Annotated in this window: 18 protein-coding genes; 9 read left to right on the forward strand and 9 right to left on the reverse strand. The window is 62.7% G+C overall.

Annotated elements, in window-relative coordinates:
* Positions 1–212: 212 nt before the first annotated feature.
* Positions 213–1,964, reverse strand: coding sequence for a gamma-glutamyltransferase (gene ggt, locus VF629_RS02750; protein ID WP_331056919.1), 1,752 nt, complete (start codon positions 1,962–1,964; stop codon positions 213–215).
* Between the two features lie 145 nt (positions 1,965–2,109).
* Between ggt and VF629_RS02755 the strand changes: the two genes are divergently transcribed.
* Positions 2,110–4,158 (forward strand): alpha amylase C-terminal domain-containing protein, encoded by a 2,049-nt coding sequence (locus VF629_RS02755; protein WP_331056920.1) that lies wholly within the window; start codon positions 2,110–2,112, stop codon positions 4,156–4,158.
* A 44-nt stretch (positions 4,159–4,202) separates the two neighbouring features.
* Positions 4,203–4,604, forward strand: a complete 402-nt coding sequence (locus VF629_RS25750; RefSeq protein WP_414653844.1) for a DUF6193 family natural product biosynthesis protein — start codon at positions 4,203–4,205, stop codon at positions 4,602–4,604.
* Positions 4,605–5,392: 788 nt separating this feature from the next.
* Here the strand turns inward: VF629_RS25750 and VF629_RS02760 are convergent.
* From VF629_RS02760 to VF629_RS02775, 4 genes are all read right to left on the reverse strand, one after another.
* Entirely contained in the window at positions 5,393–7,258 is a 1,866-nt protein-coding gene (locus VF629_RS02760; protein ID WP_331056921.1) for a glycoside hydrolase family 13 protein, read from the reverse strand.
* 160 nt (positions 7,259–7,418) lie between these two features.
* Positions 7,419–7,892, reverse strand: a complete 474-nt coding sequence (locus tag VF629_RS02765) for a YdeI/OmpD-associated family protein (RefSeq protein ID WP_331056922.1) — start codon at positions 7,890–7,892, stop codon at positions 7,419–7,421.
* Between the two features lie 86 nt (positions 7,893–7,978).
* Positions 7,979–8,803 carry a universal stress protein gene (locus tag VF629_RS02770; RefSeq protein ID WP_331056923.1) on the reverse strand — a complete coding sequence of 275 codons (825 nt, stop codon included), beginning with the start codon at positions 8,801–8,803 and terminating at the stop codon, positions 7,979–7,981.
* 99 nt (positions 8,804–8,902) lie between these two features.
* Positions 8,903–10,195, reverse strand: a complete 1,293-nt coding sequence (locus VF629_RS02775) for a glycosyltransferase family 4 protein (RefSeq protein ID WP_331056924.1) — start codon at positions 10,193–10,195, stop codon at positions 8,903–8,905.
* A gap of 225 nt (positions 10,196–10,420) precedes the next feature.
* On the opposite strand from VF629_RS02775, the gene VF629_RS02780 reads away from it, so the two are divergent.
* Together VF629_RS02780 and VF629_RS02785 are read left to right on the forward strand one after the other, a co-directional pair.
* Positions 10,421–12,907: a glycoside hydrolase family 31 protein gene (locus tag VF629_RS02780; protein ID WP_331056925.1), complete on the forward strand. Its 2,487-nt coding sequence runs from the start codon at positions 10,421–10,423 to the stop codon at positions 12,905–12,907.
* A gap of 770 nt (positions 12,908–13,677) precedes the next feature.
* Positions 13,678–14,607, forward strand: coding sequence for a DUF389 domain-containing protein (locus tag VF629_RS02785; protein ID WP_331056926.1), 930 nt, complete (start codon positions 13,678–13,680; stop codon positions 14,605–14,607).
* Between the two features lie 125 nt (positions 14,608–14,732).
* Here the strand turns inward: VF629_RS02785 and VF629_RS02790 are convergent, their stop codons facing one another.
* Positions 14,733–15,671, reverse strand: a complete 939-nt coding sequence (locus VF629_RS02790; protein ID WP_331056927.1) for a T9SS type A sorting domain-containing protein — start codon at positions 15,669–15,671, stop codon at positions 14,733–14,735.
* Positions 15,672–15,885: 214 nt separating this feature from the next.
* Between VF629_RS02790 and VF629_RS02795 the strand changes: the two genes are divergently transcribed.
* On the forward strand, positions 15,886–17,001 hold the full coding sequence (locus VF629_RS02795) for a dipeptide epimerase (protein ID WP_331056928.1): 1,116 nt from the start codon (positions 15,886–15,888) through the stop codon (positions 16,999–17,001).
* Complete coding sequence (locus tag VF629_RS02800) at positions 17,001–18,305, forward strand: serine hydrolase (RefSeq protein ID WP_331056929.1); 1,305 nt, start codon at positions 17,001–17,003, stop codon at positions 18,303–18,305. The genes VF629_RS02795 and VF629_RS02800 overlap by 1 nt, the downstream gene beginning before the upstream one ends.
* A 110-nt stretch (positions 18,306–18,415) precedes the next feature.
* Here the strand turns inward: VF629_RS02800 and VF629_RS02805 are convergent, their stop codons facing one another.
* The 3 genes from VF629_RS02805 to VF629_RS02815 all read right to left on the reverse strand — a co-directional run bounded on the left by VF629_RS02805 (position 18,416) and on the right by VF629_RS02815 (position 21,986).
* Positions 18,416–20,869 carry a reprolysin-like metallopeptidase gene (locus tag VF629_RS02805; protein ID WP_331056930.1) on the reverse strand — a complete coding sequence of 818 codons (2,454 nt, stop codon included), beginning with the start codon at positions 20,867–20,869 and terminating at the stop codon, positions 18,416–18,418.
* 315 nt (positions 20,870–21,184) lie between these two features.
* Complete coding sequence (locus VF629_RS02810) at positions 21,185–21,601, reverse strand: thiol-disulfide oxidoreductase DCC family protein (RefSeq protein WP_331056931.1); 417 nt, start codon at positions 21,599–21,601, stop codon at positions 21,185–21,187.
* A gap of 199 nt (positions 21,602–21,800) precedes the next feature.
* Positions 21,801–21,986, reverse strand: a complete 186-nt coding sequence (locus VF629_RS02815) for a hypothetical protein (protein WP_331056932.1) — start codon at positions 21,984–21,986, stop codon at positions 21,801–21,803.
* Between VF629_RS02815 and VF629_RS02820 the strand changes: the two genes are divergently transcribed.
* From VF629_RS02820 to VF629_RS02830, 3 genes are all read left to right on the forward strand, one after another.
* On the forward strand, positions 21,985–22,317 hold the full coding sequence (locus VF629_RS02820; protein WP_331056933.1) for a hypothetical protein: 333 nt from the start codon (positions 21,985–21,987) through the stop codon (positions 22,315–22,317). The two genes, VF629_RS02815 and VF629_RS02820, sit on opposite strands and share 2 nt — an antisense overlap.
* Positions 22,318–22,620: 303 nt before the next feature.
* The gene (locus tag VF629_RS02825) at positions 22,621–24,165 is read left to right on the forward strand and encodes an HTTM domain-containing protein (RefSeq protein ID WP_331056934.1); all 1,545 of its coding nucleotides are present in this window, start codon (positions 22,621–22,623) and stop codon (positions 24,163–24,165) included.
* A gap of 105 nt (positions 24,166–24,270) precedes the next feature.
* Positions 24,271–24,558, forward strand: coding sequence for a hypothetical protein (locus VF629_RS02830; RefSeq protein ID WP_331056935.1), 288 nt, complete (start codon positions 24,271–24,273; stop codon positions 24,556–24,558).
* Positions 24,559–24,597: the final 39 nt, after the last annotated feature.

Here is a 24,597-nt window from a genome sequence, read left to right on the forward strand (position 1 = left end):
GAAGTGGCCCACTACCTCGATACGTACTTCAACCTGGACCGCCGCCACTCCGCCCTGGGCTACCGCTCGCCCCACCAATTCGAACACGAGCTGAAAACCAACTTACCTTAGCTCACTGTCTGTTTTTACTGGACCACCCCAGTTGCTAGTATGATTATTTGGCTAACAACGGACAACTAAGAACGGACAACTAACAACTAACAACCGGCAACTCAATACCCCAGCGCCGTGTCATCGCCGCGCGGGTCGGCGCCGCCTTCCAGCGTGCCGTCGGGCAGCACGTGGATGATGTCGAGCCTTCCCCAGGGCAGGCGCGGGGCAGGGTGGTAGCCGCGCGCCTTCAGCGTGTCTACTGCGGCGGGCAGTAGGGCGCCGGCTTCCACGTCGATGACGTCGGGCAACCACTGGTGGTGCAGGCGTGGGGCCGTCACCACTTGCTGGGCATTCAGGCCGTAGTCAACAATGCCCAGAATGGATTGCAACACGCTGGTGGTGATGGTGCTGCCGCCCGGTGTGCCCGTCACGAGGGCTACTTTGCCGTTGCGGGTGAGGATGGTGGGCGTCATGCTGCTGAGCATGCGTTTGCCGGGCGCAATGGCGTTGGCCGTGCCGCCCACTAGGCCGTAGGCGTTGGGAACGCCAGCTTTGGCGCTGAAATCGTCCATCTCGTTGTTGAGCAGAAACCCAGCGCCGGGCACCACCACTTTGCTGCCATAGGCGCCGTTGAGGGTGGTGGTGCAGCTCACGGCATTGCCCAGCGCGTCGATGATGCTGTAGTGCGTGGTCTCGTCGCTCTCGTACCCGGGCAGGCCCATGCCTGCTGCCAGCGCTGCGCTGGCCGTGGCCCGGCCCTTGGGGCGCATGGAGGCCGCCCGCTGGCGGTTGTAGTCCACGTCGAGCAGCTTTTGCGTGGGCACCGTGCCGAAGTCCGGGTCGCCGAGGTAGGTGGCGCGGTCAGCGTAGGCGCGGCGCTCGGCTTCGGTGATGAAGTGCACGGCCAGGGGCGTGTGGTAGCCGGCCTGGGCCAGGTCGACGGGCTCCAGCATTTGCAGCATTTGCAGCAACGCCACGCCGCCGCCGCTCGGCGGGGGCATGGTGATGACGTCGTAGTCGCGGTAGCGGCCGCGCAGCGGCTCGCGCCATTTGGCCCGGTAGCCGTCCAGGTCGGCTTGGCTGATGAGGCCGCCGCCGCGCTTCATTTCAGCCAGCAGCAGGCGGGCGGTTTCGCCTTTGTAGAAGCCGGCGCGGCCCTGGTCGCGAATGCGGGTGAGCGTGCGGGCAAGCTCAGGCAGGCGCAGGGTGTCGCCGGCTTGCCACTCGCCGCCGCTGGGGCGCACGTAGGCAGGCGTGCTGCTGGGGTTGAATTTCTTAAACTCGGCCTGGGTGCGGTTCAGGCCTGCGGCCTCTTTCACCGTGAGCGGGAAGCCCCGCGTGGCCAGGGCCACGGCGGGCTGAATGAGCGCGGGCCACGACAGCTTGCCCATCTGCTTGTGCAGGGTCGCCATGCCGGCCACGGTGCCGGGGGTGCCCACGGCCAGCGAGCCTGCGGTGCTCAGCCCGGGCACGACGTTGCCCTGGGGGTCGAGGTACATGTCGCGGCTGGCTTTGGCGGGGGCCGTCTCGCGGAAATCGAGGCTGCCGGCCGAGCCGTTGCGGTCGCGGTAGAGCAAGAAGCCGCCGCCGCCGATGTTGCCGGCCACGGGCAGCGCCACGGCCAGCGCAAACTGTACGGCCACGGCCGCGTCGTAGGCGTTGCCGCCGCGTTGCAGGATTTGGGTGCCGATTTTGGAAGCTTCGGGGTGGGCCGACACCACCATGGCGTAGCGGGCCAGTTTGGGCGCCGCGGCTTTGGGCGGCGGGGTACCCAACGACCCCTCGAAAGCGCGCGACGTAGACGTGACGGGACGCTCGGCCGAGCAAGCCAACAGCAACGCCAACGGAATCATTACTAAACGTTTCATCATAAGTGGCAAAATAACGTTAAGATTGCCGCGCTTGCTACTACGCACCAGGAATTGAGGTTCAGCCCGCTAAAAACGTCGGCCAGCTGACGCCGGCTCTCGGTCAGCAGCTTTGGCTTGTTACTTTTGGCGTAAACCTTCCCGCACCATGGCTAAGTCGAACCCCACCGCCCCCGCCACCAAAACTCCCCGCCGCCCCCCGCTGGCCCTGGTCAAAAACGATGCGTGGCTGGCTCCCTTCGAGCCCGTGCTGCGCCAGCGCCAGGCGCGGCTGCAAACTCGGCTGGCCGAGATAGAACAGTACCACGGCTCGCTGCTGAATTACGCCACCGCGCACCAGCAGCTGGGATTGAACCACGACGCCAGCCGCGGCGGCTACGTGTACCGCGAGTGGGCGCCCGGTGCCGACGCGTTGTTTCTGATTGGCGATTTCAACGGCTGGAACCGACAGGCCAACCCGCTGCAAAAGTTGGATTTCGGCGTGTGGGAGGCTTTTTTGCCCGATACGGAATATAGTCAGCGCCTCACGCACGGCAGTCGCTTCAAGGTGCACGTGGTGGCCAACGGCCAGGGTAAGGACCGCCTGCCCGCCACCCTGCGCCGCGCCGTGCAAGACGAGCATACCAAGGACTTTGCCGGCCAGGTCTGGCGCCCCGAAACGCCCTTTGCCTGGACCGACCAGAACTTCCGAACCGCTGCTGCCGTCTCGGAACCGCTAATTTACGAGGCGCACGTGGGCATGTCCACCGAAGAAGGCCGGGTGGGCACCTACCGCGAATTCGCCGAAAACATCCTGCCGCGCATTGAGGCCGGGGGCTATAATACCATTCAGCTGATGGCCGTGCAGGAGCACCCGTACTACGGCTCCTTCGGCTACCACGTGGCGAATTTGTTTGCCGCCAGCTCCCGCTTCGGCACGCCCGAAGACCTCAAGTTTCTCATCAACGAAGCCCACCGGCGCGGCATCGCGGTGCTGCTCGACGTCGTGCACTCGCACGCCGTGAAAAACGAGGCCGAAGGGCTGGCCGATTTCGATGGCTCCGGCAACCTGTATTTCCACAAAGGCGAGCGCGGCAACCACCCCGGCTGGGACAGCAAGCTGTTCGACTACGGCCGGCCCGAGGTGCAGCAGTTTCTGCTCAGCAACGTGCGCTTCTGGCTCGAAGAGTACCACTTCGACGGCTTCCGCTTCGATGGCGTGACCAGCATGCTCTACCACCACCACGGCGAGGGCGTGGCCTTCGTGGGCTACGACAACTACTTCGGCCCCGCCGCCGACGAGGACGCCATTCTGTACCTGCAGCTAGCCACCACGCTGGCTCATGAATTCAAAGAGGACAGCATACTCGTGGCCGAGGACATGAGCGGGCTGCCTGGCCTCTGCCGGCCCATCGAGGAAGGCGGCGTGGGCTTCGACTACCGCCTGGCCATGGGCATTCCCGACTTCTGGATTAAGCTGCTCAAGCACACGCCTGATGAGCACTGGCCCCTCGGCGACCTGTGGCACACGCTCACCAACCGCCGCGCGGGCGAAAAAACCATCGCCTACGCCGAAAGCCACGACCAGGTCCTGGTGGGCGACAAAACTCTGTCGCACTGGCTCTTCGACGCCGGCATCTACACCCACATGCACACCGTGGACGGCGACCCCGGCGCAGCGCGGGCCCTGGCCCTGCACAAAATCATTCGCCTGCTCACGCTGGCCGCGGGCGGCGAAGGCTACCTCACCTTCATCGGCAACGAGTTTGGCCACCCGGAGTGGGTCGATTTTCCACGCCAGGGCAACGACTGGAGCTACCACTTCGCCCGCCGCCAGTGGAGCCTCGGCGACAACCCCGACCTGAAGTTCCACCAGATGGGCAACTTTGACAAGGCGCTGATTTACTTGGCCAAAGCCCAGCACCTGCTGGCCGCTGGCCCCGCCACGCTGCTCAAGCACGACGAGGAAAACCGAGTGCTGGCCTTCGAGCGCGGCGGCCTGGTGTTCATCGTCAACCTACACGTCGAAAAGAGCCTGACCGATTACCGCTTCTGGGTGACCGAGGAAGGCCAATACCGAGTGGTGCTTTCGTCCGACAACGTCCGTTTCGGCGGCTTCGACCGAACGGACGGGGCGTTTGTGTACGAAACCTACGAGCACCAACTCAGCCTGTACCTGCCGAGTCGGGTGGCGCTGGTGCTCCAGGGAGTGAGGTAGGATGGAGTTAGCATGTTTGTTTAAATCAACGTTAACCTTGCAGAATGTGGAAGAACTCCAAGAAGGCTGTTGGCACCAACCGGCCTGTACGGGTCCGATTGCAGTATGCGCCACAACTCCAAGAGTGGGCCCGGGTCCGGAAGCGCCTACTGGAGTTCCCCGCTCATTTCTACCCACAGCAGGCCGCCGAGTTGGTGGATTGTTGCTGCCGGTCCGCCGTGTTGCGACGGGTCATGCCGTACGTGAGCCTCGGACGGTTAGGCTTAGCACTAACCCGCTCGTCCCAGGGCGGCCCGTTATCCACCAACGATTCTCCTTGCTTATACTTCCATGAGGGGCGGTACATCGTGTCGAGCTACGACAACGAGGCCAAGTGGCCATTTGACACGGCGGCGGAGGCGACTGCCTTCGCAGAGAAACACCTTATCGTCGTGCCCCAAATTTAGAATTGAGGGAAACGGTCCGACTAGTGAAAGAAGGGGTTCCTAATTTTACGCCTCCTACTTTGAATTGCGTAGCAGCACGGCTCGTTGAATTTTAAATACCGGAACCTTCCCCTGAATCGCAATGATTTGCCCTGTAATGCGGTATTTTCGGTCAAAATTCCAAGGATAATCGAAAGTGGGGCTGCCCTTGTAGAGCGTTATAGTTCGACCGGGGACCGAAAAGAGCGACTCAAAAATAGCTTTGCTGGTCAAGTCTAAATCGGTTACCTCGTACCCCCGACTGTTATGCCATTCGAGGAGTTCATCTCGACTTAGCCGAGGCCCCGGCCCTCGGTCATTCACTTGATTGTCAATAAACGCTTGCCGTAAATGAGACGGAATGCTGACGGTACCGCTAACTACGGTTAAGTCTTGGCACGAAGTGCATTCATTGTGACGAACCACCAGGGTAACCGTCTGTTGCGGCTTTTGACGCATCCTTGACACAGGAAACTTATTCGGGACCCATAGGAGAAACACGGAGGCACAGGTTAACAGTAGTTTAATCATCTTTTCTCTATTTCTCCGGTTCAGTTGAATGTTCCTTTCGGTGAACCGACTGCCTAATGGTACTTATCAACCGGGCAAAAAGGCCCTATTATTGGGATGGAATTTAGAAAACTCGTCTAGCTTTCAAAGTTCACGAAACTTGAATTGGAGGTGAGTTTCGTGAATCCATCTTAGGTAAGGATGCTATCGAGGGCTGGACAGCTTTTTTGCAATTGGCCAGTGCCAATAAAGCCCGATAGTTACCGCTGCAACTCCAGCACCACCGCCGTTTTGGCCGGCAGCTGCAGCGTCGCCAGGCTGCTTAAGCTCTCACCGGTCAGCACATTCCGGGCCTTGGTAAAGCCAGTCATACGCTCCGAGAAGCGGGCGGTGGGCAGGGCGGCGGGCTTGTCGGAGGTGTTGGAGGCCACCATCACGGTGCCGGCGGCGTCGTATCGGAAGTACACGTAGAGGCCGTTTTCGGGCAGGTATTGCATCAGCTTGCCGGTGTGCAGCACTTTGTGGTCGCGGCGATAGGTGGCCAGCTTGCGCACGAAGTCGAAGGCCTCGTTTTCGCGCGCCGAGCGGCCGGCGGCGGTGAATTTATTTTCCTTGTCGTCGGGCCAGCCGCCGGGGAAATCGCGGCGCACCTCAGCATCTGTGGGGTCCTTGAAGTTCTTCATCAGGACTTCGGTGCCGTAGTACAAACTCGGAATGCCGCGGGTGGTGAGCAGCCAAGTCAGGCCCATCTTGTACTTGTCGAGGTCGTCGCCGATTTCGGAGAGGAAGCGGTGTTGGTCATGGTTGTCGAGCAGGGTCACCAGCTTGGTGGGGTCCTGGTACACGGCGTCCTGGGCCAGCACCTGGTAGAATTTGTGCACGCCGCCGTCGTAGCTCACGCCTTGCTTCAGCGCATCCAGCATGCCGTATTCCAGCACGAAATCGATGGTGCCGGGCTGGTTCGACTTGAAGGGAAAGTTGATGTTGTTGCGGGTGTAGTGCGCCTGGTCCACCACGTTGTTCACCATCGACTCGCCGAAGATGTGCAGGCGCGGGTATTCGGCCAGCAGCGCGGCGTTGCAGCGGTTCATAAACGGCTGGTCGTTGTACATGTAGGTGTCGATGCGGTAGGCATCAACGCCAAAATATTCTACCTGCCAGATGGCGTTTGCAATCAGGTAGTTGGCCACGTACGGGTTGCTCTGGTTGAGGTCCGGCAGGAAGGGCACGAACCACCCGTCGAGGGTGTTTTTGCGGTCGCTCTCGGACGCATGCGGGTCCGTGATGGGCTGGTAGCGGTAGCTGGTGTTGGTGTAGGTGGGCCACTGGTGCAGCCAGCTTTTCATGGGCAGGTCCTGCAGTATCCAGTGGGTGTTGCCCACGTGGTTGTACACGGCATCCTGCACCACTTTCAGGCCGGCGGCGTGGGCTTTTTTCACGAAGTCTACGTAGGCCGCGTTGCCGCCGAAGCGCTTGTCGATGTTGTACTGGTCGGTGAAGCCATAGCCGTGGTAGGAGGCGCGCATGGTGCCGCCTTCGTTGGTCAGCGGCTGGTTGTTTTCGATGAGGGGGGTGAACCACACGGCCGTCACGCCCAGGTCTTTGAGGTAGGGGAGGCGCTGGGCGGCCCCGGCCAGGTCGCCGCCGTGACGAAAGAAGGGGTTGGCGCGGTCGTGGTTGGGGTCGCGCAGGTCGGCGAACTTGTCGTTGCTCGGGTCACCGTTGGCAAACCGGTCGGGCATGGCCAGGTAGATGAAGTCGGCCGCCGTCACTCCCTGGGCTTTGGGGGCCTTGTCGCGGGCGCGCAGCTCCCAGCTTTGGGTCACGGTTTGGCCGCCTTTTTTGCCTATCAGTTGCACCTTGCCGGGCTTGGCCGTGGCCGCAATGCTGAGGTCCAAGAAGGCGTAATTGGGGTTTGCCACGGTGTTGGTTTTCACCAGCTTCACCCCAGGATAATTGACGGTGTAGGCCAGCGTGCCCGCGCCGGGGCCGTGCACCAGCAGTTGCACGTTGGGGTTCTTCATGCCCACCCACCAGTTGGTGGGATTCACGCGGTCGATGCTGACGGTTTGAGCGCCGGCCAGCAGCGGCAGCAACAAGAGCAGCAGGAAGCAGCTTTTTTTCATGGGAACAGTGGATGGGTGGGAAACCAACAGGGAAGAACGGTTATAATCATCACGTCATGCAGCGCGCCGCCAAGCATCTCGCGTGTGGCAGTAACTGATTACTGGTGGCGGGCGAGATGCTTGGCTGCGCGCTGCATGACGTTTTTTTTACAAAAGTCACTTACCCGCGCTTGCGGCCTTGGGCCAGCATGGCCACGGCCTCACCCAGGCGCTTGGCGCGGGTTTCGGGCTTTTTGGCGCCTTCCAGCCAGCGCACATAGTCGCGCTGGTGAGTGTAGGCCAGCTTGGCGAAGTAGGCCGCGGCTTTGGGGTTGGCGGCCAGCTGTTCGGCCAGGTCGGCGGGGGCTTCCATCTTGCGCTCGGTCACGTCGCGCGACAGCGTGACGCGCACCGTGTCGCCCACGGTCTTGCCGATGGCCCGGCGAATCTGCTTGAGCAGCAACAAGCCGTGGTGCCCGTCGCCGAGCGGCACCACGGTGCCTTGGTAGGGGTAGCCGTCGAAAGTAGCCTGTACGGGCACCCGGCCCTTGGTACCGTAGGCCTCCGGCACCGAAAACGGCAGCACGACAAATACGCCGCCATCGCCCTCCTCGCCCGCTTCTAAAACGGCTTCAAATTCGTGTTCGGGCTGCATATAATCTGGGAATGGCGGTTGATTGAAACAAGTCAGTCCGACAAAGTAAGCCGGTGCATTTCTATTCTGACCTGCCGCCTTGTCGCCTATTCCTGGGCCGGAAGCACCAGCACGGGCAGGGTGCTGTGCAGCAGCACCTGCGCCGTCACGCTCTGATGAAACAGCTGCCCCCACACGCTACGCCGCCGGGCAATGAGAACCACCATGTCGAACTCCACGGCCTGCGCGGTTTGCAAAATCCCCTCGGCCGGGTGCGGGGCTACCACTGAGCGCGTCCGGATGGTCTGAGGTTTGTCTACCAACACGCCCGCGTGCAACACCGAATCGAGCGCGGCGGTCGACGCGCCAAGATGCTGCGATTCCTCAGCCACGTGCAGCACGGTCAGCTCGGCTTTCAGAGCCCTGAGCACTTGGCTCAGCACCAAGGCGTGCTCGCCCAGGGCGAAGGGCTCACCATCGACGGCGAGCAGCAGGCGGCGGGGCGGGTGCGCCGCGTGAATGGCGTGCGGCACCACCAGCATGGGGTAGGGCGCGGCCCGTAACAGCTCCAGCGACGTCGTGCTTACAAGCTCGTCCGGAACGGGCCCAGTGTCGGGACGGCCCAATACTACGAATGTGGGGCGGTGGCGGCTCACGGCATCGGCCACGGCATCTACCACCCGTCCGTGGCCCACTTCCGAAACGATGGGAACCGATAAATCCTTTGCCAGGCTGTTAAAAGTCACTTTGATGGCCTCCGAATTCAGGTTGTGCAGCGCGCCCGTAAACCGCTCGGGGTCGAGGATGGAGTCGCGGCGCACGTGCAGCAAAACCAGCCGCGCGGCGAGGGGGGCGGCCAAATTGGTGGCGTAATCCAAAGCCTTGACCGCGGCGCCGAAGAAATCGGTCAAAATCAGGAGGGAGGGAACCATTAGAAGTCGGAAAAAGGTGAAACCTGTGAACATAGCCCAATTTAACTCATTGGGTAAGTCGTCCGGCAAACGGAAACCCCTCCGCTTCTTGCCTGAGGCTCAACTAGTAGCTGCTCCCTGCAGGGCGTGTTGCACGGCGTCCTCGTCGGCGGCCGCCACCACCAAGATTTCGCCAATGCTGGTGCCGTATTGCGCGCGCATGCGCTGGCCCACGCCGTCGTCGGGCACGAGGATGAGGCGGGCGCGGCGCAGGGCCATGCGCTCTATTTCGAGCAGCCAGCCGCGCTCGGCGGGGCTGGTGAAGTCGGTGGCCAGGCTGGCGGCGTACAGCACCAGCGGCTGGCCCGTGCTGTTGCGAATTTCGAGCGCGGCCAACCACGCCGGCCAGTTGGGCGCATATATCACCCCAAACTCGGCGTGGTTGCGCACCAGCCGGGCGGCCTGGCGGGCGTACTCTATCATCCGAAAGTTCAGGCCATCCAGGGCCGGCGTCCGCGCCGTGAGCACCGCCTCAGGCGGTGGGGGAGCAGGCAGTTCCGGCACGGAGGCGCTAGGGGCTGGCTTGTCCGGCGTCAGGTTGTCTTCGGGCGCAGACAGGTCGCTGGCTTCGTCGGGGCCCATTTCTTCGATGGGCTCATCGAACGCTTCGGGGCGTAGGGTTGGGCCCGCTTCCGACGTGTCTTCTTCCGCTGCGTCCGGGGCGGCTTCTCCGTCGGTGGGGGCCAAGGCGGCCGCTGTGGCAAGGGGGCTGAAGCCCGTGGGCCAGCTGCGGGCGGCTTGGGCAAGGTCGGCGGCTTCGCGCACGGTGGGGGTGGGCCGGGGCGAGGGCACGGGCGCCACCACTGGCGGGCCGGCCACTGTGCTGGAGCCGAGGTAGGGGGCGGCCGGAGTCTGCCAGCTGAGCCCTTGGGGAGCGTTGACGCCGGTGGGCCACTGGCTGCGGGCCAGGGCCGATGCAGGCTGCGCAGCGGGGTTGGGCGCGGGCAGCGCGGCTTCGACTTGAGCTGCGTCGGCTTCATTCAGCTCATTTAACCCAATCAGGAGCGAAGCAAAAGGGGCGCTACGGGCCACCAAGACCGGTTGGTCGAGGCGACGAATGCCCGGCGTGCCTGCTTCAACTGCGGTTTCGAGGGCAGAAATTTCTGTGTCTGCTGCTGTGTCTTCGGCCGCGGATGCCTTCGTTCTGGAGCTTGCAGCGGTAGCGGGCCTGTTCTCGGTATCGGTTTCGGGGGCTTCGGGCAGGTGAGGGTACAGCGCCACCACCGGTTGCTCGGCGGCCAGCCGGTACACCAGCGGCAGGGTGGGGGGCAGGGCCGCCCCGCCAAGCACGGCCACCCGGGGGTCGGCTTCGTCCCAGGCCAGCAGCAGAACAGAAAAATCGGGCGGGGTCATAGGCAGCTAGGGAGAGGCAAATTCCGGCCGGTGGGGACGCGCACGGCGGTGCAGCAGCCAATCAATCCCCAATGCTACGGCAGCGGGCCCACATATCGGCTAAAATTTCGCGAACAGCCGGCCGGTAAAAAGTAACTTGCGTACTTATTCTTCATTTCACCGGCCCGGCCGGTCTTTTTTTGCCCGGTTCGCCCGCGGCTTTTGCCTTTTGCCCCGCATTGGTTTATGAATACGATTCAGGAAAATAATTACATGGTAAACGACCTGGCGGCCAAGAGCCACCAGGAACATTATCCCGGCGAAGTCATTCGCGCCGACCAACTCGACGGTAACCGCTTTTTATTTAATTGCCAGAATGGGGTGCGGCTGCTGCTGCACGTACTTTCGGACAAAATCCTGCGCTTTCGCTACCTCACCGACGGCCCCCTCTCGCCTGACTTTTCCTACGCCGTGCCCGCCGATGCCACCACCCGGCTGGCCCCTGCGCACGTAGAATTCCGCGAAAAGCCCGACCACTACCGCCTCACCACGGCCCGCCTCATCTGCATTATTCAGAAGGAAAACCTCAAGGCCCGCGTGCTGGACCGGTCGGGCACCATCCTGAGCGACGACGAGAAAGGCTTTCATTGGGAGTACGACTACGACACCGGCAACGACATTGTGAAGATGAGCAAGCAGGTGCCGGCCGGCGTGCACTACTACGGCCTCGGCGACAAGCCCGACAACATGAACCTGCGTGGCAAGCGCTTCACCAACTGGGGAAGCGACACCTACGGCTACACCAAAGGCTCGGACCCGCTCTATAAGAACATCCCGTTCTACCACGTGCTGCACCAGAAAATTGCCCACGGCATTTTCTTCGACAACACCTTCCGCGCCAGCTTCGACTTTGCCGCCGAGCGCGCCGACGTGACCAGCTTCTGGGCCCAGGGCGGCGAGCTGAACTACTACTTCATCTACGGCCCCACGCTGATGGAGGTGACCCAGGAATACACGCTGCTCACCTGCCCGCCCGAGCTGCCGCCGCTTTGGACGCTGGGCTACCAGCAGTGCAAATGGAGCTACTTCCCGGAGAGCAACGTGAAGGAAATCACCAGCGGCCTGCGCGACCGCAAGATTCCCTGCGATGCCATTTACCTGGATATCGACTACATGGAGGGCTACCGCTGCTTTACCTGGAGCAAGCAGCATTTCCCCGACCCCAAGCGCATGGTGCGCGAGCTGGCCGAGGACGGCTTCAAGACCGTCGTCATTATCGACCCGGGCATCAAGATTGACCCCGAGTACAGCGTGTACCAGGAAGGCATTGCCAACGACTACTTCTGCCGCCGCGCCGATGGCCCGCTGATGAAGGGCTCGGTCTGGCCCGGCCTCTGCAACTTCCCCGATTTCACCGCGCCGCAAGTGCGTGAATGGTGGGCGGGCCTGTTCAAGGAGCTCATCCAAGACATCGGCGTGAAGGGCGTGTGGAACGACATGAACGAGCCGGCGGTATTCGAAAAAGGCACTTTCCCGCCCGATGTCCGCTTCAACTACGACGGCCACCACGCCTCGCACCAGAAAGCGCACAACATCTACGGCATGCAGATGGCCCGCGCCACCAACGACGGCGTGAAGCAGTTCAGCTACCCCAACCGGCCCTTCACCATCACGCGCAGCACCTACAGCGGCGGCCAGCGCTACTCCTCCGGCTGGACCGGCGACAACATTGCCTCCTGGGAACACCTCTGGCTGGCCAACATCCAGTGCCAGCGCCTGAGCATCTCGGGCTTTAGCTTCATTGGGTCTGATATCGGCGGCTTCGTGGACACGCCCACCGGCGAGCTTTACGCCCGCTGGATTGCGTTGGGAGCCTTCCACCCGTTCTTCCGCACTCACTCCTCCGGCGACCACGGCGACCAGGAGCCCTGGAGCTTCGGCGACACCGTGACCGACCTGGCCCGGCACTTCATCGAGCTGCGCTACCGCCTGCTGCCCTACATGTACACCACGTTCTGGCAGTACGCCACGGCCGGCACGCCCATGCTGCGCCCGCTCACCTTCCTCGACCAGAACGACACCGAAACCTACCTGCGCATGGCCGAATTCGGCCTCGGCGACAACCTGCTGGTCTGCCCCATCACCCAGCCCGGCGCCGAGGGCCGCTGGATGTACCTGCCCCGCGGCGACTGGTTCTACTACTGGACCGACGCCCCCACGGCCGGCGGCGCCGAAGTCTGGGCCACCGCCGACCTCACACGCATTCCGCTTTTCGTGAAAGCCGGTGCCGTGCTCCCCATGCAGCCCGTGCTCCAGTACGTGGGCGAAAAAGCCGTTGAGGAGCTCACCCTGCACGTTTACTACAAAAACGGCACCCTCGAAAGCCTGCACTACGACGACGGCGGCGAAGGCTACGCCTACCAGGAAGGCCAGCGCACCGTGCGCCGCTTCACCGTCACCGGCTCGCCCACCGAGCTGCTGCTCACCCAGGCCATCGAAGGCGACTACCAGCCCAGCTACGCCACCTACCGCGTGGTGCTGCACGGCGTGGCCGGCCCCATCGAAGTAACCGCCGACGGCCAGGCTGCCCAGGTAACGGAAGCCACTTTAGAAACGGGGCTGACGCTGCCCAGCCTCGTGGTGCCGGTTGGCTTCGGCGAGGTGCGGGTGAGCGTGGGGCCGCCGTTGGGGGAGAAGGCAGTTGCGCCGGCGCCAGTTACTCCGGCCGCTTAAGTTTCTTTAAGTTTCAAACAAAGAAGGTGCTCAATAAGCACCTTCTTTGTTTGAAATAAATCAAAACTGCCTCATGAAGAAACTACTGCACTTCTCTATTTACTACTTGGCCCTGCTGCTGGTGGAAATGGTTGTTGAGTTCTGTTGCCTTCTTTTTGATTCCTTCAACTTTCGGAGGAATATTGACGGAGTTATACTAACGACTTTATGGAGAGTGCTTTTTTATGGATTGCCTTGGGTTATCATCTTTTGGGTATTCTACTATAAGTACAGTTCTTCGCTGAGCATTAACAAACGGCTCCTACTCTTGTCAGTAGTCAATATACTCGTCTATGTGGGACTTTCTTGCGCCAGTGAGATGATATGGGGGAAGAATGTGCCCCTTCCAGCCGAAGGTATTATGTTTAGGGTGACGTGCGTAGCCGTCATTGTTAGCCCTCTGCTAGTTGGACAAATACCTTTCTTTCGGTACCCGGCTGGCATGAGTTTAGCGCAGCGTAACCCGTGACCAATAACGCGGAGAAGAGAAGGTGAGCCTCCTGCTTTGATGAATATTTGCGATGCGCTGCCACCTAGTGTTTGTGGCAGGCACGTCGCACCGCCACCCCCACTTCGTGTCGCAGCCGCCCCAGTAACTAAAGCCGCCCGGGAAACGGGGCTGGCGCGGGCCAGCCCCGTGGTGCCGGTGAGCTGGCCTTGCCAACGCGAACGGATGAGGCACGTAAAGCAGAAGCGTGCCGCACCTCGCGCCACGCTTCTGCTCTTTTTTAATGCACCGGACCTTAGAACTGACCGTTCCACCGGCCGTTACCGACGCGCTGAGCGCCCAATTGGGCGAATTAGATAGCGTGATTGGCCTGTCGCTGCAGCGCGGAGCCTCGCTCAAGCCCGTCGGCGATTTACTGACTGTGCACGTGCTCAACCGCGGAACCGACGACGTGCTGCGCTGCGCCCGCGCCGCCATTGCCGACCCGCAAGCCCTGTCGGTGGTAACCAGCGAGGTGGCCAGCTTCATTGCCCCCGCCAACCACGAGGCCGTGGACGACGACCGCGACGAGGCCATTTGGGAAGAAATGGAGAGTGGCTTGCGCCATCAAGGTCGCATCACCGTCAACTACCTCTTACTGATGGGGCTGGGCGGCATCGTAGCCGCCATCGGCCTGGTGTCTGAGCCAGTGCCCCAGGCCGTGGCCTTTGTGGCCTCGGCCATCATTGCCCCAGGGTTCGACCCCATGACCAAGGTTCCGCTGGGGCTGGTGCTCCGGCATTGGCAGTTGGTGCGGCGCGGCATCGAGTCGTTCTTGGCCGGCTACGCGGTGTTGGTGGCCGCTGCCGCGCTCACCATGTGGGCCTTGGTGGCGGCTGGCGAAACCAGCGCCGACGCACTGGCGGCCAACGGCGAAGTGCAGCATTTGGCCCACCCCAAACTGATGGAACTGCTGCTGGCGGCCGCAGGGGCCCTTTCGGGTTTGGTCATCCTGGCGGCTTTCCGGCGCAGCTTCCAGGCCGGGCCGCTCATCGCCATGGCGTTCATTCCGGCCGCTGCGCTGGTAGGAGCCGGCTTGGTGGTGGGCCGCTTTGATTTGGCGTTGGAAGGGCTGGAGCGGTTCGGGGCCGACTGGGGGTTCATTGTGGCGCTGGGCGTGCCCTTTTTGTGGCTGAAGCAACGCTTCGTTCACCGGCGACAGCCGTTGGTGTAACCCGCCCGGCCACCGCCAGTCAGTGCCAGCAGGGGATTGGATTTAGAACTCTGCCAGCCTGGAAACAAAAACGGCGCCCATGAAGGACGCCGCTTGCATTCAACCATTAAAAGGCTTCTGCCCCCTTATCGAGTTATTAGCTTCTTGGTGATAATGCCCTTGCTGGTCAGAACTTGCAGCGTGTAGACGCCGCCTGGCAGGCCACTTAGGTCGAGGGAGCGGGGCGCGGTGGTTGCTTTGGGCGCCACTTCGCTGCGCACCACGCGGCCGGTGGCGTCGAATACGGTGAGGGGCGCGGCCAGCAGCGCCGGCTCGGTGGCGCTGAGCACGTAGCGGCCGTCGGCGCTGGGGTTGGGGTACACGCTCAGGGTGGCGGCCAGGGCGGCGTCGCGCGTGGTCGTGACCGTGCCGGTGAAGGAGATATCGTCGACTTGCAGCACGGTGCCGGGGGTTACGCCTTCGACAGAGCCCGACACGAAGATGATGCGCACGGTGTCGGGTTGGGCGCTGGAGAAGTAATCTAACGGCAGCGTTTGCAAGGTATAGGCGGTGGCCGGGGTTAGGCGGTCGATGTAAGCTTCAGCAATGACTGTCGTGTTGCCGCCCACGGTGCGGGTAAGTTGCACGCCCATGGCTGCCGAGTCAGCAAGAGCACTCGGTCCGGTTAGCTTGTAACCAAACTGCATCTGGGCTGGCCGCCCAGTGAAGGGTAGGCCGCCGGGAAGTTCGGCGTTAGTGGTTAAGCGAGTGCCCAAAATCATGAAAGCGGGCACTGATATAGGTGTAAAAGGAATAGTAGCTGTTTCCAGCTTAGCCGCGAACGGTCCAGTGCGGGCATCTGTCGTTTTGGTTACATTGTTAATGCTAAGGCCGGGGATTGGCAGCGGCAAAAACGACGGCAGAAAGTCGTTCGTCACCAACCAGTTCGTGGGGGGTTCGATGCCGTTGCGCGGGGCCCACGAATCGAGGTTGCTGTTGGGGAAGGTTTGGGCCTGGGCTGGGGCAGCAGCCAGCAGACTGACGCCGGCGGTCAGGGCCAGTAGCGAGCGGAGAAGTGCTTTCATAAATGAAAAGGTAAAATGGTTAGTGAAACAGAGTTACGTAATTGATGTATCAACTACCAGTAAGGTTGTATGAATTACTAAAAATAATTTTTCCTATTGATTTATCGGGTTGGCGCACTTGAGAGGCGTGTGCTAACCCCAGGATGCGCTCTACCCCAGCTCTCCTTGATTTAGTTGCCCGGCGCCCCGTCATTTGCTGGGATTACTTTGCCCCATGCCCGGTACCACCATTCAAGCCATTAGCCTCTACAAGTTGCTCGTGCCGCTGCGCGAGCCGTTCGTGATTTCCCTCGGCCCGCTGGCGGCGGTGCAAAACGTGGTGGTGGTCATTCGCACCAAAGACGGGCACCTTGGGTTCGGCGAGTGCAGCCCTTTCCTCACCATCAACGGGGAAAGCGTGGATACCTGCTTCGTGGTGGGCCAATACTTTGCGCCGGTCCTGAAGGGCCGCGATGCGTTGAACCTGGCCGGCAATCTGGCCGAGCTAGACCGCATCATCTACGGCAACAGCAGCGTCAAAAGCGCTTTTGATATTGCCTTGCACGACATTGCGGCCCAGCACGCGGGCCTGCCGATATATAAGTTTCTGGGCGGGAACAACCGCAAAACCCTGCACACCGACATGACCGTGAGCCTGGGCGCCCCCAACAAGATGTGCGCCGATGCCGTGCGCTTCCAGCGGGAAGGCTTCCCGGCCATCAAGGTGAAGCTGGGCGGTACGCTAAAGGAGGACGTGGCTCGAATTCGAGCCATTCGGGAGGGCATTGGCCTGGCGCACCCGTTGCGCATCGACGCGAACCAAGGCTGGCAGACCGCCGACAATGCCATTGCCGTGCTGCACGCCCTGGCCGAATTCAACATTGAGCACTGCGAAGAGCCCATTCTGCGGCAGCATTTTATGGAGCTGAGCCGGGTGTCGGCGGCCTCGCCCATCCCGATTATGGCCGACGAAAGCTGCGGCGACGAGCACGACGCCGCGCGGCTCATTCAACTGCAGGCCTGCCAGATGCTTAACATCAAGCTGGGCAAGTCGTCGGGTTTTCACCGAGCCCAGAAAATCGCCAAATTGGGCGAAGCAGCGGGCCTCGCCTTGCAAGTGGGCGGCTTCCTGGAGTCGCGCCTGGGCATGACTGCCGCTGCCCACCTGGCCCTCACCAACGACGCCATTCGGCACTGCGATTTCGACACGCCGCTCATGTTCACCGAAGACCCCGTGGTGGGCGGCATTCGCTACGGCGCCGGCGGCGTGATTGAAATGCCCGCCGGCCCGGGCTTGGGCGCCACCATCGACGACGCAGTTTTGCGCCGGGCCGAACAAGTCCATTTCTGATGCGCAAGGCGAACCTGATGCCGCTTCTGGGTGATGGTACCCGCGGCCCGAACTCTACGATTTTACCCTCCGCTGTTTGCCAGGGCGCGCTAACATGGCTGCTGCTGGGACTGCTGCTGATGCTGAACGGGCCTGCGCAAGCGCAGATTCGGCCGAACCCGTTGCGCCAAATGCTGCGCCACGACACCGTGGGCCTCGGGCGTGTGCTGGCCCATCCCGGACGCTACCGCCTCCAAATTCTCTACACTGAAATCCGTCGCGACGCGGCCGGGACGCCGCACTTTCGCCGGTATGGCTACCGGTTGCGGCCACGAGAATACTTCTACCCGGCCAGCACCGTGAAGCTGGCCGCCGCGGCCCTGGCGCTGGAGAAGCTGCGAGCCCTGGCCACCCAAGTCCCCGGCCTCAGCCCCGAGGCCATCATGCTCACCGACTCGGCCTTTGCCGGCCAAACGCGGGTGCGCCGCGACAGTAGCAGTGCCAGCGGCCGGCCCACGCTGGCCAACTACGTGCGCAAGGCGCTGCTGGTGAGCGACAACGACGCCTTCAACCGGCTGTATGAATTCGTGGGGCCCGCCGAGTTGAATGCCGGCCTGGTCCGGCTGGGGTTGCGCGACAGCCGCCTGCAGCACCGCCTGGCGGTGGGCGACCAGGAACCCGGCAGCCGCCACACCAACCTCGTGGCATTTTACGCCGACACCGCCGCCACGCAGCTTTTGTACAAGCAGCCGGCCGCCCATTACGGCGGCCCGTGGCCCCAGCTGCGACTACGCGGCGAAGGCGTCGGGAAAAGCCACGTGCAAGGCACGCAGGTAGTGGCCGGGCCTCTGGACTTCCGCCAGAAAAATGCCTTTTCGCTGCCCGACCTGCAGCGCATGTTGCAAGCCGTGCTTTTCCCCGAAAGCCTGCCGCCCGCCCAGCGCCTGCGCCTCGCGCCCGACGACTACGCGCTGCTGCGCCAAGCCCTGTCGCAAGCGCCGCGCGAAAGCCCGTCGCCGCGCTACGACGTGGCCCATTACCCCGATACCTACGCCAAATTCCTCCTGGGCGGGGGAGGGCAGGTGCCCTTGCCGCCGGGCGTGCGGGTGTTCAACAAAATCGGCCAGGCCTACGGCTTCCTCATCGACAACGCCTATGTGCAGGACCAAGCCAACGGCGTGGAATTCATGCTGAGCGCCGTGCTTTATGTGAATGCCGACGGGGTGCTCAACGACGACCGGTACGAATACGACAGCATCGGTTTTCCTTTTCTGCGCGACCTGGGCCGCCGCGTCTACGAAGCCGAACGCCGGAAACAGCGCTGAATTTTTTGGTTGTTAGTTGTTGGTTGCTGGTTGCTGGTTGTCAGTTATTAGTTATCTGCTTCAAAAACCAGCTAGCAACTGACAACCAACAACTGGCAACTAACAACTCCTCACTCCACCACCAGCCGCTGCGACTGTCCGCCGCTGCGCACCACGTACAGTCCGGGAGCCAATCCGCTTGGCAACTGTAGTTGAAGCGGCCCATCGGCGGGCAGCACCGCACTGAGCAGCACCCGGCCGGTGAGGTCGATGAGCTGCACTGCTTTGCCCGGCGCGATGCCGCCTACCGAAACCGCGCCGCGAGCGGGATTGGGCCACACCTGCAGCCGGGCTGCCACACCGGCGGGCACCGCCACGGTGCGTACTGGCGAGAAGCTCTCGGTGCCATCGGCGTCAATCTGCCGCAGGCGGTAGTAGACGGTGGGGCCGGCGTAGGTGGGGAGGGCGCCGTCGGTGAACTGGTAGGGCGTGGGGCTGGTGCTATTGCCTTTGCCGGCCACCCAAGCCACGCGCCGGAAGGTGGTGCCGTCGGCCGAGGCTTCTACGGCAAAGCCGGTGTTGTTTTTCTCCGAAGCGGTGGTCCATTCCAGCAAGGCGGCGCTGCCCTGCGCTTCCGCCGTGAAGCGGGTGAGCTCCACGGGCAGGGGGCCCGCCAGGGTGATGTTGGCGTTGTTGATGGCAAAAAACACGTTGTTCACGGCCTGGATTTTCAGGCGTCCCTGGGTGGTGTTGAGGCGCGGTAGCTGCACCGAAACCGAACCGTCGTTGGGCGTGCTGGCGAGCAGCACCGTGGGAAACGTGAGGCCGCCGTCGCTCGAAAACAAGACTTGCACGTTGGCGCAGTTCACGGGGGCTTGGTCGGTGCCCAGCACGTTCCACGTCAGGGCGTAGGCACTGCCCGGGGCTGCCGTGAATGCGGCGGCGGGGGCCGTGATGGCAAACGGGCCGGCCGCGGCCACGGCCAGGGACACGTTGGCGCCGGCCACCCCGCCTCGGTTGTCGCGCGCAGTGAGGCGAAAGTTGAGCGAACGCGCCACCAGGGGCAGGATTTCGCCGACCGAAAGCGTGTTGTTCAATAGGTTGGCAAGGGCGGGGAAGGTCCGTGCCGGACTAGCCACCGGCGCGAAGCTGCGAAACAGCGGCGGGCCGGAAGGGTCGGCGGCGGCGCCGTCCAGGCCCGTGGGGTTGCCCCGGTCCAGCTGTTCCCAGGAATACGTGAGGGCGTCGCCGTTGGGGTCGGTGCCGGCGCCGGTCAGGGCGAAGGGCGTGCCCATGGGAATGGTGTAGGAAGAAGGCGGCACGGTGACGGCCGGGGGGCGGTTGCCGGTGGCGCTGGTGCTGCCGCAAGTGAGTTCGGGGATGATGGCGCTGAGGCTGCCGGCGTGGAAAAAGCGCACGGGCGGGCCTACGTTATCCGGCGAGCACCGCGAGTCGTACGACATGAGGGTGTTGCCGGCGCCCGGCTCGAAGGCCAGGTCCGGGTCGCGGTTGCCGCCGCTGCAGTTGCCGCCTTCGCCGTTAAACGTGTGGCTGGAACCCAGCTGGTGGCCTATTTCGTGGGTAACCACCGTAGTCATGAGGCCCGCCGAAGACCCGGTGGAAGACCCGCCCCCTTTGTACGAAGCCGAACACACCGACCCCACGTAGGCAATGCCCGAGTAGCCGCCCGCGCGGTAGCCCAGCACGTGGCCCAGGTCAAAGGTGGTCACCCCCAGTTTCGCGCCGAGGGAGGTGCGGTTGGTTTCCATCAACTCATTGGGGTTGGCGTTGTTGTACGGGTCGGTGGCCGCATCGAGGTAAATCAGCTGGTCGGTGTTGGCCACCAGCTGCAGGCGCAGCGACAGCTCCCGCTCGTACACCGCATTGAGGTTGCTGACCAGGGTGGCCATGCTGGCCAGCGTGCCGGCCACGCTGTTGCCGCCCAGGTTTTGCACGTATTCGCCGGTGGCGGCCAGGGCCAGGCGCAGGGTGCGCAGCTGGGTGCCGTAGGGGGCGGGGGGCAGGGGCGGCACGCCGCCGGCCACGCGCTGCGCCCGGCCGGGAATCTGCCGGGTCACGCAATCAAAATTGCCCGGGGCTTCGGCACGGCTCTGGTAGCGGTTGGCCACGCTGGGTTCGGCCACCACGCCGATGGTGGCGGTGGCGGTGAGCACCTGGGCGTGCACGCCCGTGGGGGCCGTTTCCAAGCGCAGGGAGGCGTCGGGGTCGTCGAGGCCGCGGCCGGCGTAGGTCTGAATCTGGGGGTAGCGCGCGGCCAGCTCGGGGGCCAGCACCGGCACGTGGGTTACGGCAAACCGGTGCAGCGTGCCATCAGGAAAAGGAATTTCCAACGTAACGGCCGCCGCGGCCTGATTTTCGGGCGGGGCCGCTGCCAAACGGGACGTGAGCTGCGCGGCGTCCAGGGTGAACCATTGTCCTGGTCCGGGCTTTGCGGCCCCGTCGCGGGCCTTGGGGGCCGGGGCTGGCTGCCACAGCGGCGTGCCCGATTGGGCGTAGGCATGCTCGGCAACGAGCAGAGCCCAGAAAATCAACAGGGTGAAAACAGCGCGGCAACCCTTCGTCATAGAGTACAGGTAATGGCAGCCGGGCAAGCTAGCGGGCCGGTCGGCAGCGCCGCTCTGCCTCTGTAAAGCGGCTGCGTACGCGCAACTGGCACCGTTTCGGATTGCTTCAGCCGGTCCGGTTTGGTGCTGACTTAAGCACCAAACAGCTGGAAATAGTTCAGCTATAATGCTACTGCTATGCAACTAATGCTCAGTTAATCAATCAATTAAAGTAATAATATGTCGGCATAATATAATAAATCCAAAAATTAAGCTAACTGTTGGCCATTCTTATTAGTTGCCTAACCAGAGCTTTTCTACGGCCGCAAATGCCTCCTACAGAAACCGCGCTTTGAGGGCAGGCGTGGGCAGCATGCAGCTTTCCTGGCGCCCAAACCAGCGGTAGCGGTGCCGGGCCACGAAGCGGTAAAGGGCGTCGCGCAGCTCGCGGGGCAGCACCAACCCAACCGATGCTACTTGCCACACGCCCCCCAACCGGCGGGCGATGCCCAGCACCGCCGAGGAATGCGAGTACAGCCGGCCGCCGCTGAACAGCAGCACCGATTCAGGCTCCAAAGCCACAGTTGCGGCGTCTAGCCCCTGGGCCGCCAGCAGGGCTTGGCCGGCGGCACTTTGCAACGCGGCAAAGCGGAAACGGCCCGCCGGGTCGCGGCGAATGACGAACTGCACGAACCCGTTGCAGAGGTTGCATACGCCGTCGAAAAGGATAACATCAGGGGAAGGGGCTGGCATGGTGAAGTAGCAGAGGCAGAAGCCGTCCGGGGGACTAACGCGCCGGTTGGCACAAGGGTTGAAGCGGGTAGCCAGGCTGGTGGTTTTGGGGCCAATAAACTCAGCATTAGGCTGTTCACTACGTAGTTATACCGTCAAAAAATACGGGTTTTTTACATGTTTATCCGGTGGATATTGGCCGTATAGCTAACCAAACCAACTACTCTTTCACCATGATGTTTACTAGAAAACCTTCTTTGTTCATCGCTGCGCTGGCACTAGGTGCCGCGTCGCTGGGCTCTTGCGAGAGCAAATCGTCCTCTTCCGCCGAAGGCGGTGGCACGGGGTCGGGCACGGGCAGCGAGTCGGGCAGCACGAGCATGGACTCCACTAGCACGTCGACCATGGATGCGTCCGGTGGCGGCGGAATGAGCACCTCGGGCTCTACCAGCGGCTCGGGCGACATGGGCGGGTCGACGAGCGGCTCGGGCTCAACCGCCGGCGGTGGTTCGACTGCGGGTGGTTCTACGGCCGGGGGCTCTACCGCCGGTGGTTCGACGGCCGGTGGCAGCACGGGGGGCATGAGCACCTCGGGTAGCACTGGCGGCACCACAGCCGGTGGCACGGGCAGCACCGGCGGCACCACGTCGGGTGGCAGCACGACCGGTGGGTCGGGCGGCACGGGCGGCGGCTCCACATCGGGTAGCACGGGCGCTGGTGGCACCACCTCGCGCTAAGCAAGCGCAGCTACTTTTTTTCTCTTTCGCAAGGCGAAAAGGCGGGTCATGCGTATGACTCCCTTTTCGCCTTGTTGGGTTTCGACAGGTTTTGGTTGTCAGTTATTCGTTGTTAGTTGTTTGTTTTTTCTCAAGCGGCTAGCTGTGGAAGCTGTCTGGAAATTTCCATTGGCCCCCTCACGCCTAACGCAATCCGGCAGGATGAATTTGCCAATTTACTCGAATTTTCGGGCAGCTTTGCACCCCCAACAACGAGCAACTACCCCCAATAACCACTACTTAGCAGAAGATTTGTGACAACATATGGCCATCAATAGTACCGGGTTTTGGGGAGTGCTACGGCGGCCATTTGTACTCGACTTGCGGGCGCTGGCGCTGCTGCGCATGGCCACGGCCGCCGTGGTGCTGGTCGATTTGGCCATTCGGAGCACCGATTTGGAGGCGCACTACGCCAACATGGGCGTGCTGCCCGTGAGCGCCGTGCTCGACCACGGCTGGACGCCCTACCAGTTTTCGCTGCACGTGGGCAGCGGGATGTGGCAGGTGCAGGCCGTGCTGTTTTTGGTGGCGGCCGCCTTCGCCGGGGCCCTGCTGCTGGGCTACCACACGCGGCTGGCCACCATCGTGTCGTGGGTGCTGCTGGTGTCGTTGCAAAACCGCAACCCCTTCATTGGGCAGGGCGGCGACGACTTGCTGCGCATGCTGCTGTTTTGGGGTATTTTTTTGCCGTGGGGGCGGGTCTGGTCGCGGGACGCCCGCGGCAAGCCGGCGCCCGAGCAGCTGGAGTATTTCAGCCCGGCCACGGTGGCCTACGTGGTGCAGCTGGCGCTGCTGTACTGGTGCACGGCCTTGCTCAAAAGCGGCGGCGAGTGGACCCAGGACGGCACCGCGCTGTACTACGCTTTCAGCCTCGACCAAGTGCTGCTGCCCGGCGGGCGGCTGCTCTACCCGTACCCGGACCTGCTGCGGGTGCTCACTTTTGGGGCGTATTTCATTGAGCTCTTGTTGCCTTTTGTGCTGTTTTTTCCGGTGGGCGTGCGCTGGTGGCGGCTGTTGTTCATCGGCATCATGGTCGGGTTTCACCTCACCATCAGCGTCACGCTGTTCGTGGGCTTGTTCTATTTAATCAACCTGGCCTCGGTAGTGGGCCTGCTGCCGCCCGTGGCGCTCGACTGGCTCACCCAAAAGCTGGCGCCCCACGCGGCGCGCGCGCAACGCCTGCGGCCGCGGCTGCCCGCCTGGCAGTTGCCGTGGCGGCTGGAGCGCACGGCCGAGCCCACGCCCACCACCCGGGAGGTGCTGCGCCAAGTGCGCGACGTTTTTGTGGGGGTGACGCTGTTTTACGTCTGCTGGTGGAACCTCGACGACGTGGCCGTGGTGCGGCCCACCGGCGGGATTATGTCGGAGAACACGCGCTGGTTTGGCTACCTGTTTCGCATCGACCAGCACTGGGGCATGTTTGCGCCCACGGTGTTCAAGGACGACGGCTGGTACATCCTGGAGGGCACCACCGTCGATGGCAAGCAGCTGGACCTGAACCGGGGCGGGGCGCCCGTGCGCTACGACAAGCCCGCGTCGGTGGTGTCGCTTTTTAAGAACGACCGGTGGCGGAAGTATTCCGAGAACTACCTGTTCGTGAGCAACACCTGGATGCGGCCGTACTACTGCAACTACCTGCTGCGCATCTGGCACGAAAACCCGCTCCACGCCCCGCTACGCCACCTGTCGGTGGTGTACATGAAAGAGGTTTCGCTGCCCGACTATCGGGTGTCAAAACCCACCCGGGAAGTGCTGTGTGACTGCGAGTTGCCCGCGCCAACACCCGTGGCAGCGGCCAAAACCGACTAAAAATACGTGTTTAACGCGCCGAAATACGGGTAAATCGCGCCAGGAACCCACGTATAGTAGAGTGGCCTCAAGCCAAAATTCTTTCTAACACTTTTCCAAAGCCTTATGAAAAGCAAACTCCTTTCTGGGTTGACCTGTGCAGCTCTGTGCTCGTCGCTCGCCATCCTCGGTGCCTGCACCGCGTCCGAAAACGCCGGTTCGACCAGCGGCTCTACTTCGGGTTCGACTTCGGGTTCCACCTCGGGCACGACGTCGGGCAGCACAAGCGGTACCACCTCGGGGACGACCACTGGCACCACGTCGGGCACCACGAGTGGAACCACCGGCACCACGTCGGGCACTAGCACGTCGGGCACCACCACGTCCGGCACTACGTCGGGCACCACCACCTAAGCACCGCACCACCTGTGCATGCAACGGGGCCACACTTCG

This window comes from Hymenobacter sp. (genome assembly GCF_036388155.1).
Taxonomy (GTDB): Bacteria; Bacteroidota; Bacteroidia; order Cytophagales; family Hymenobacteraceae; genus Hymenobacter.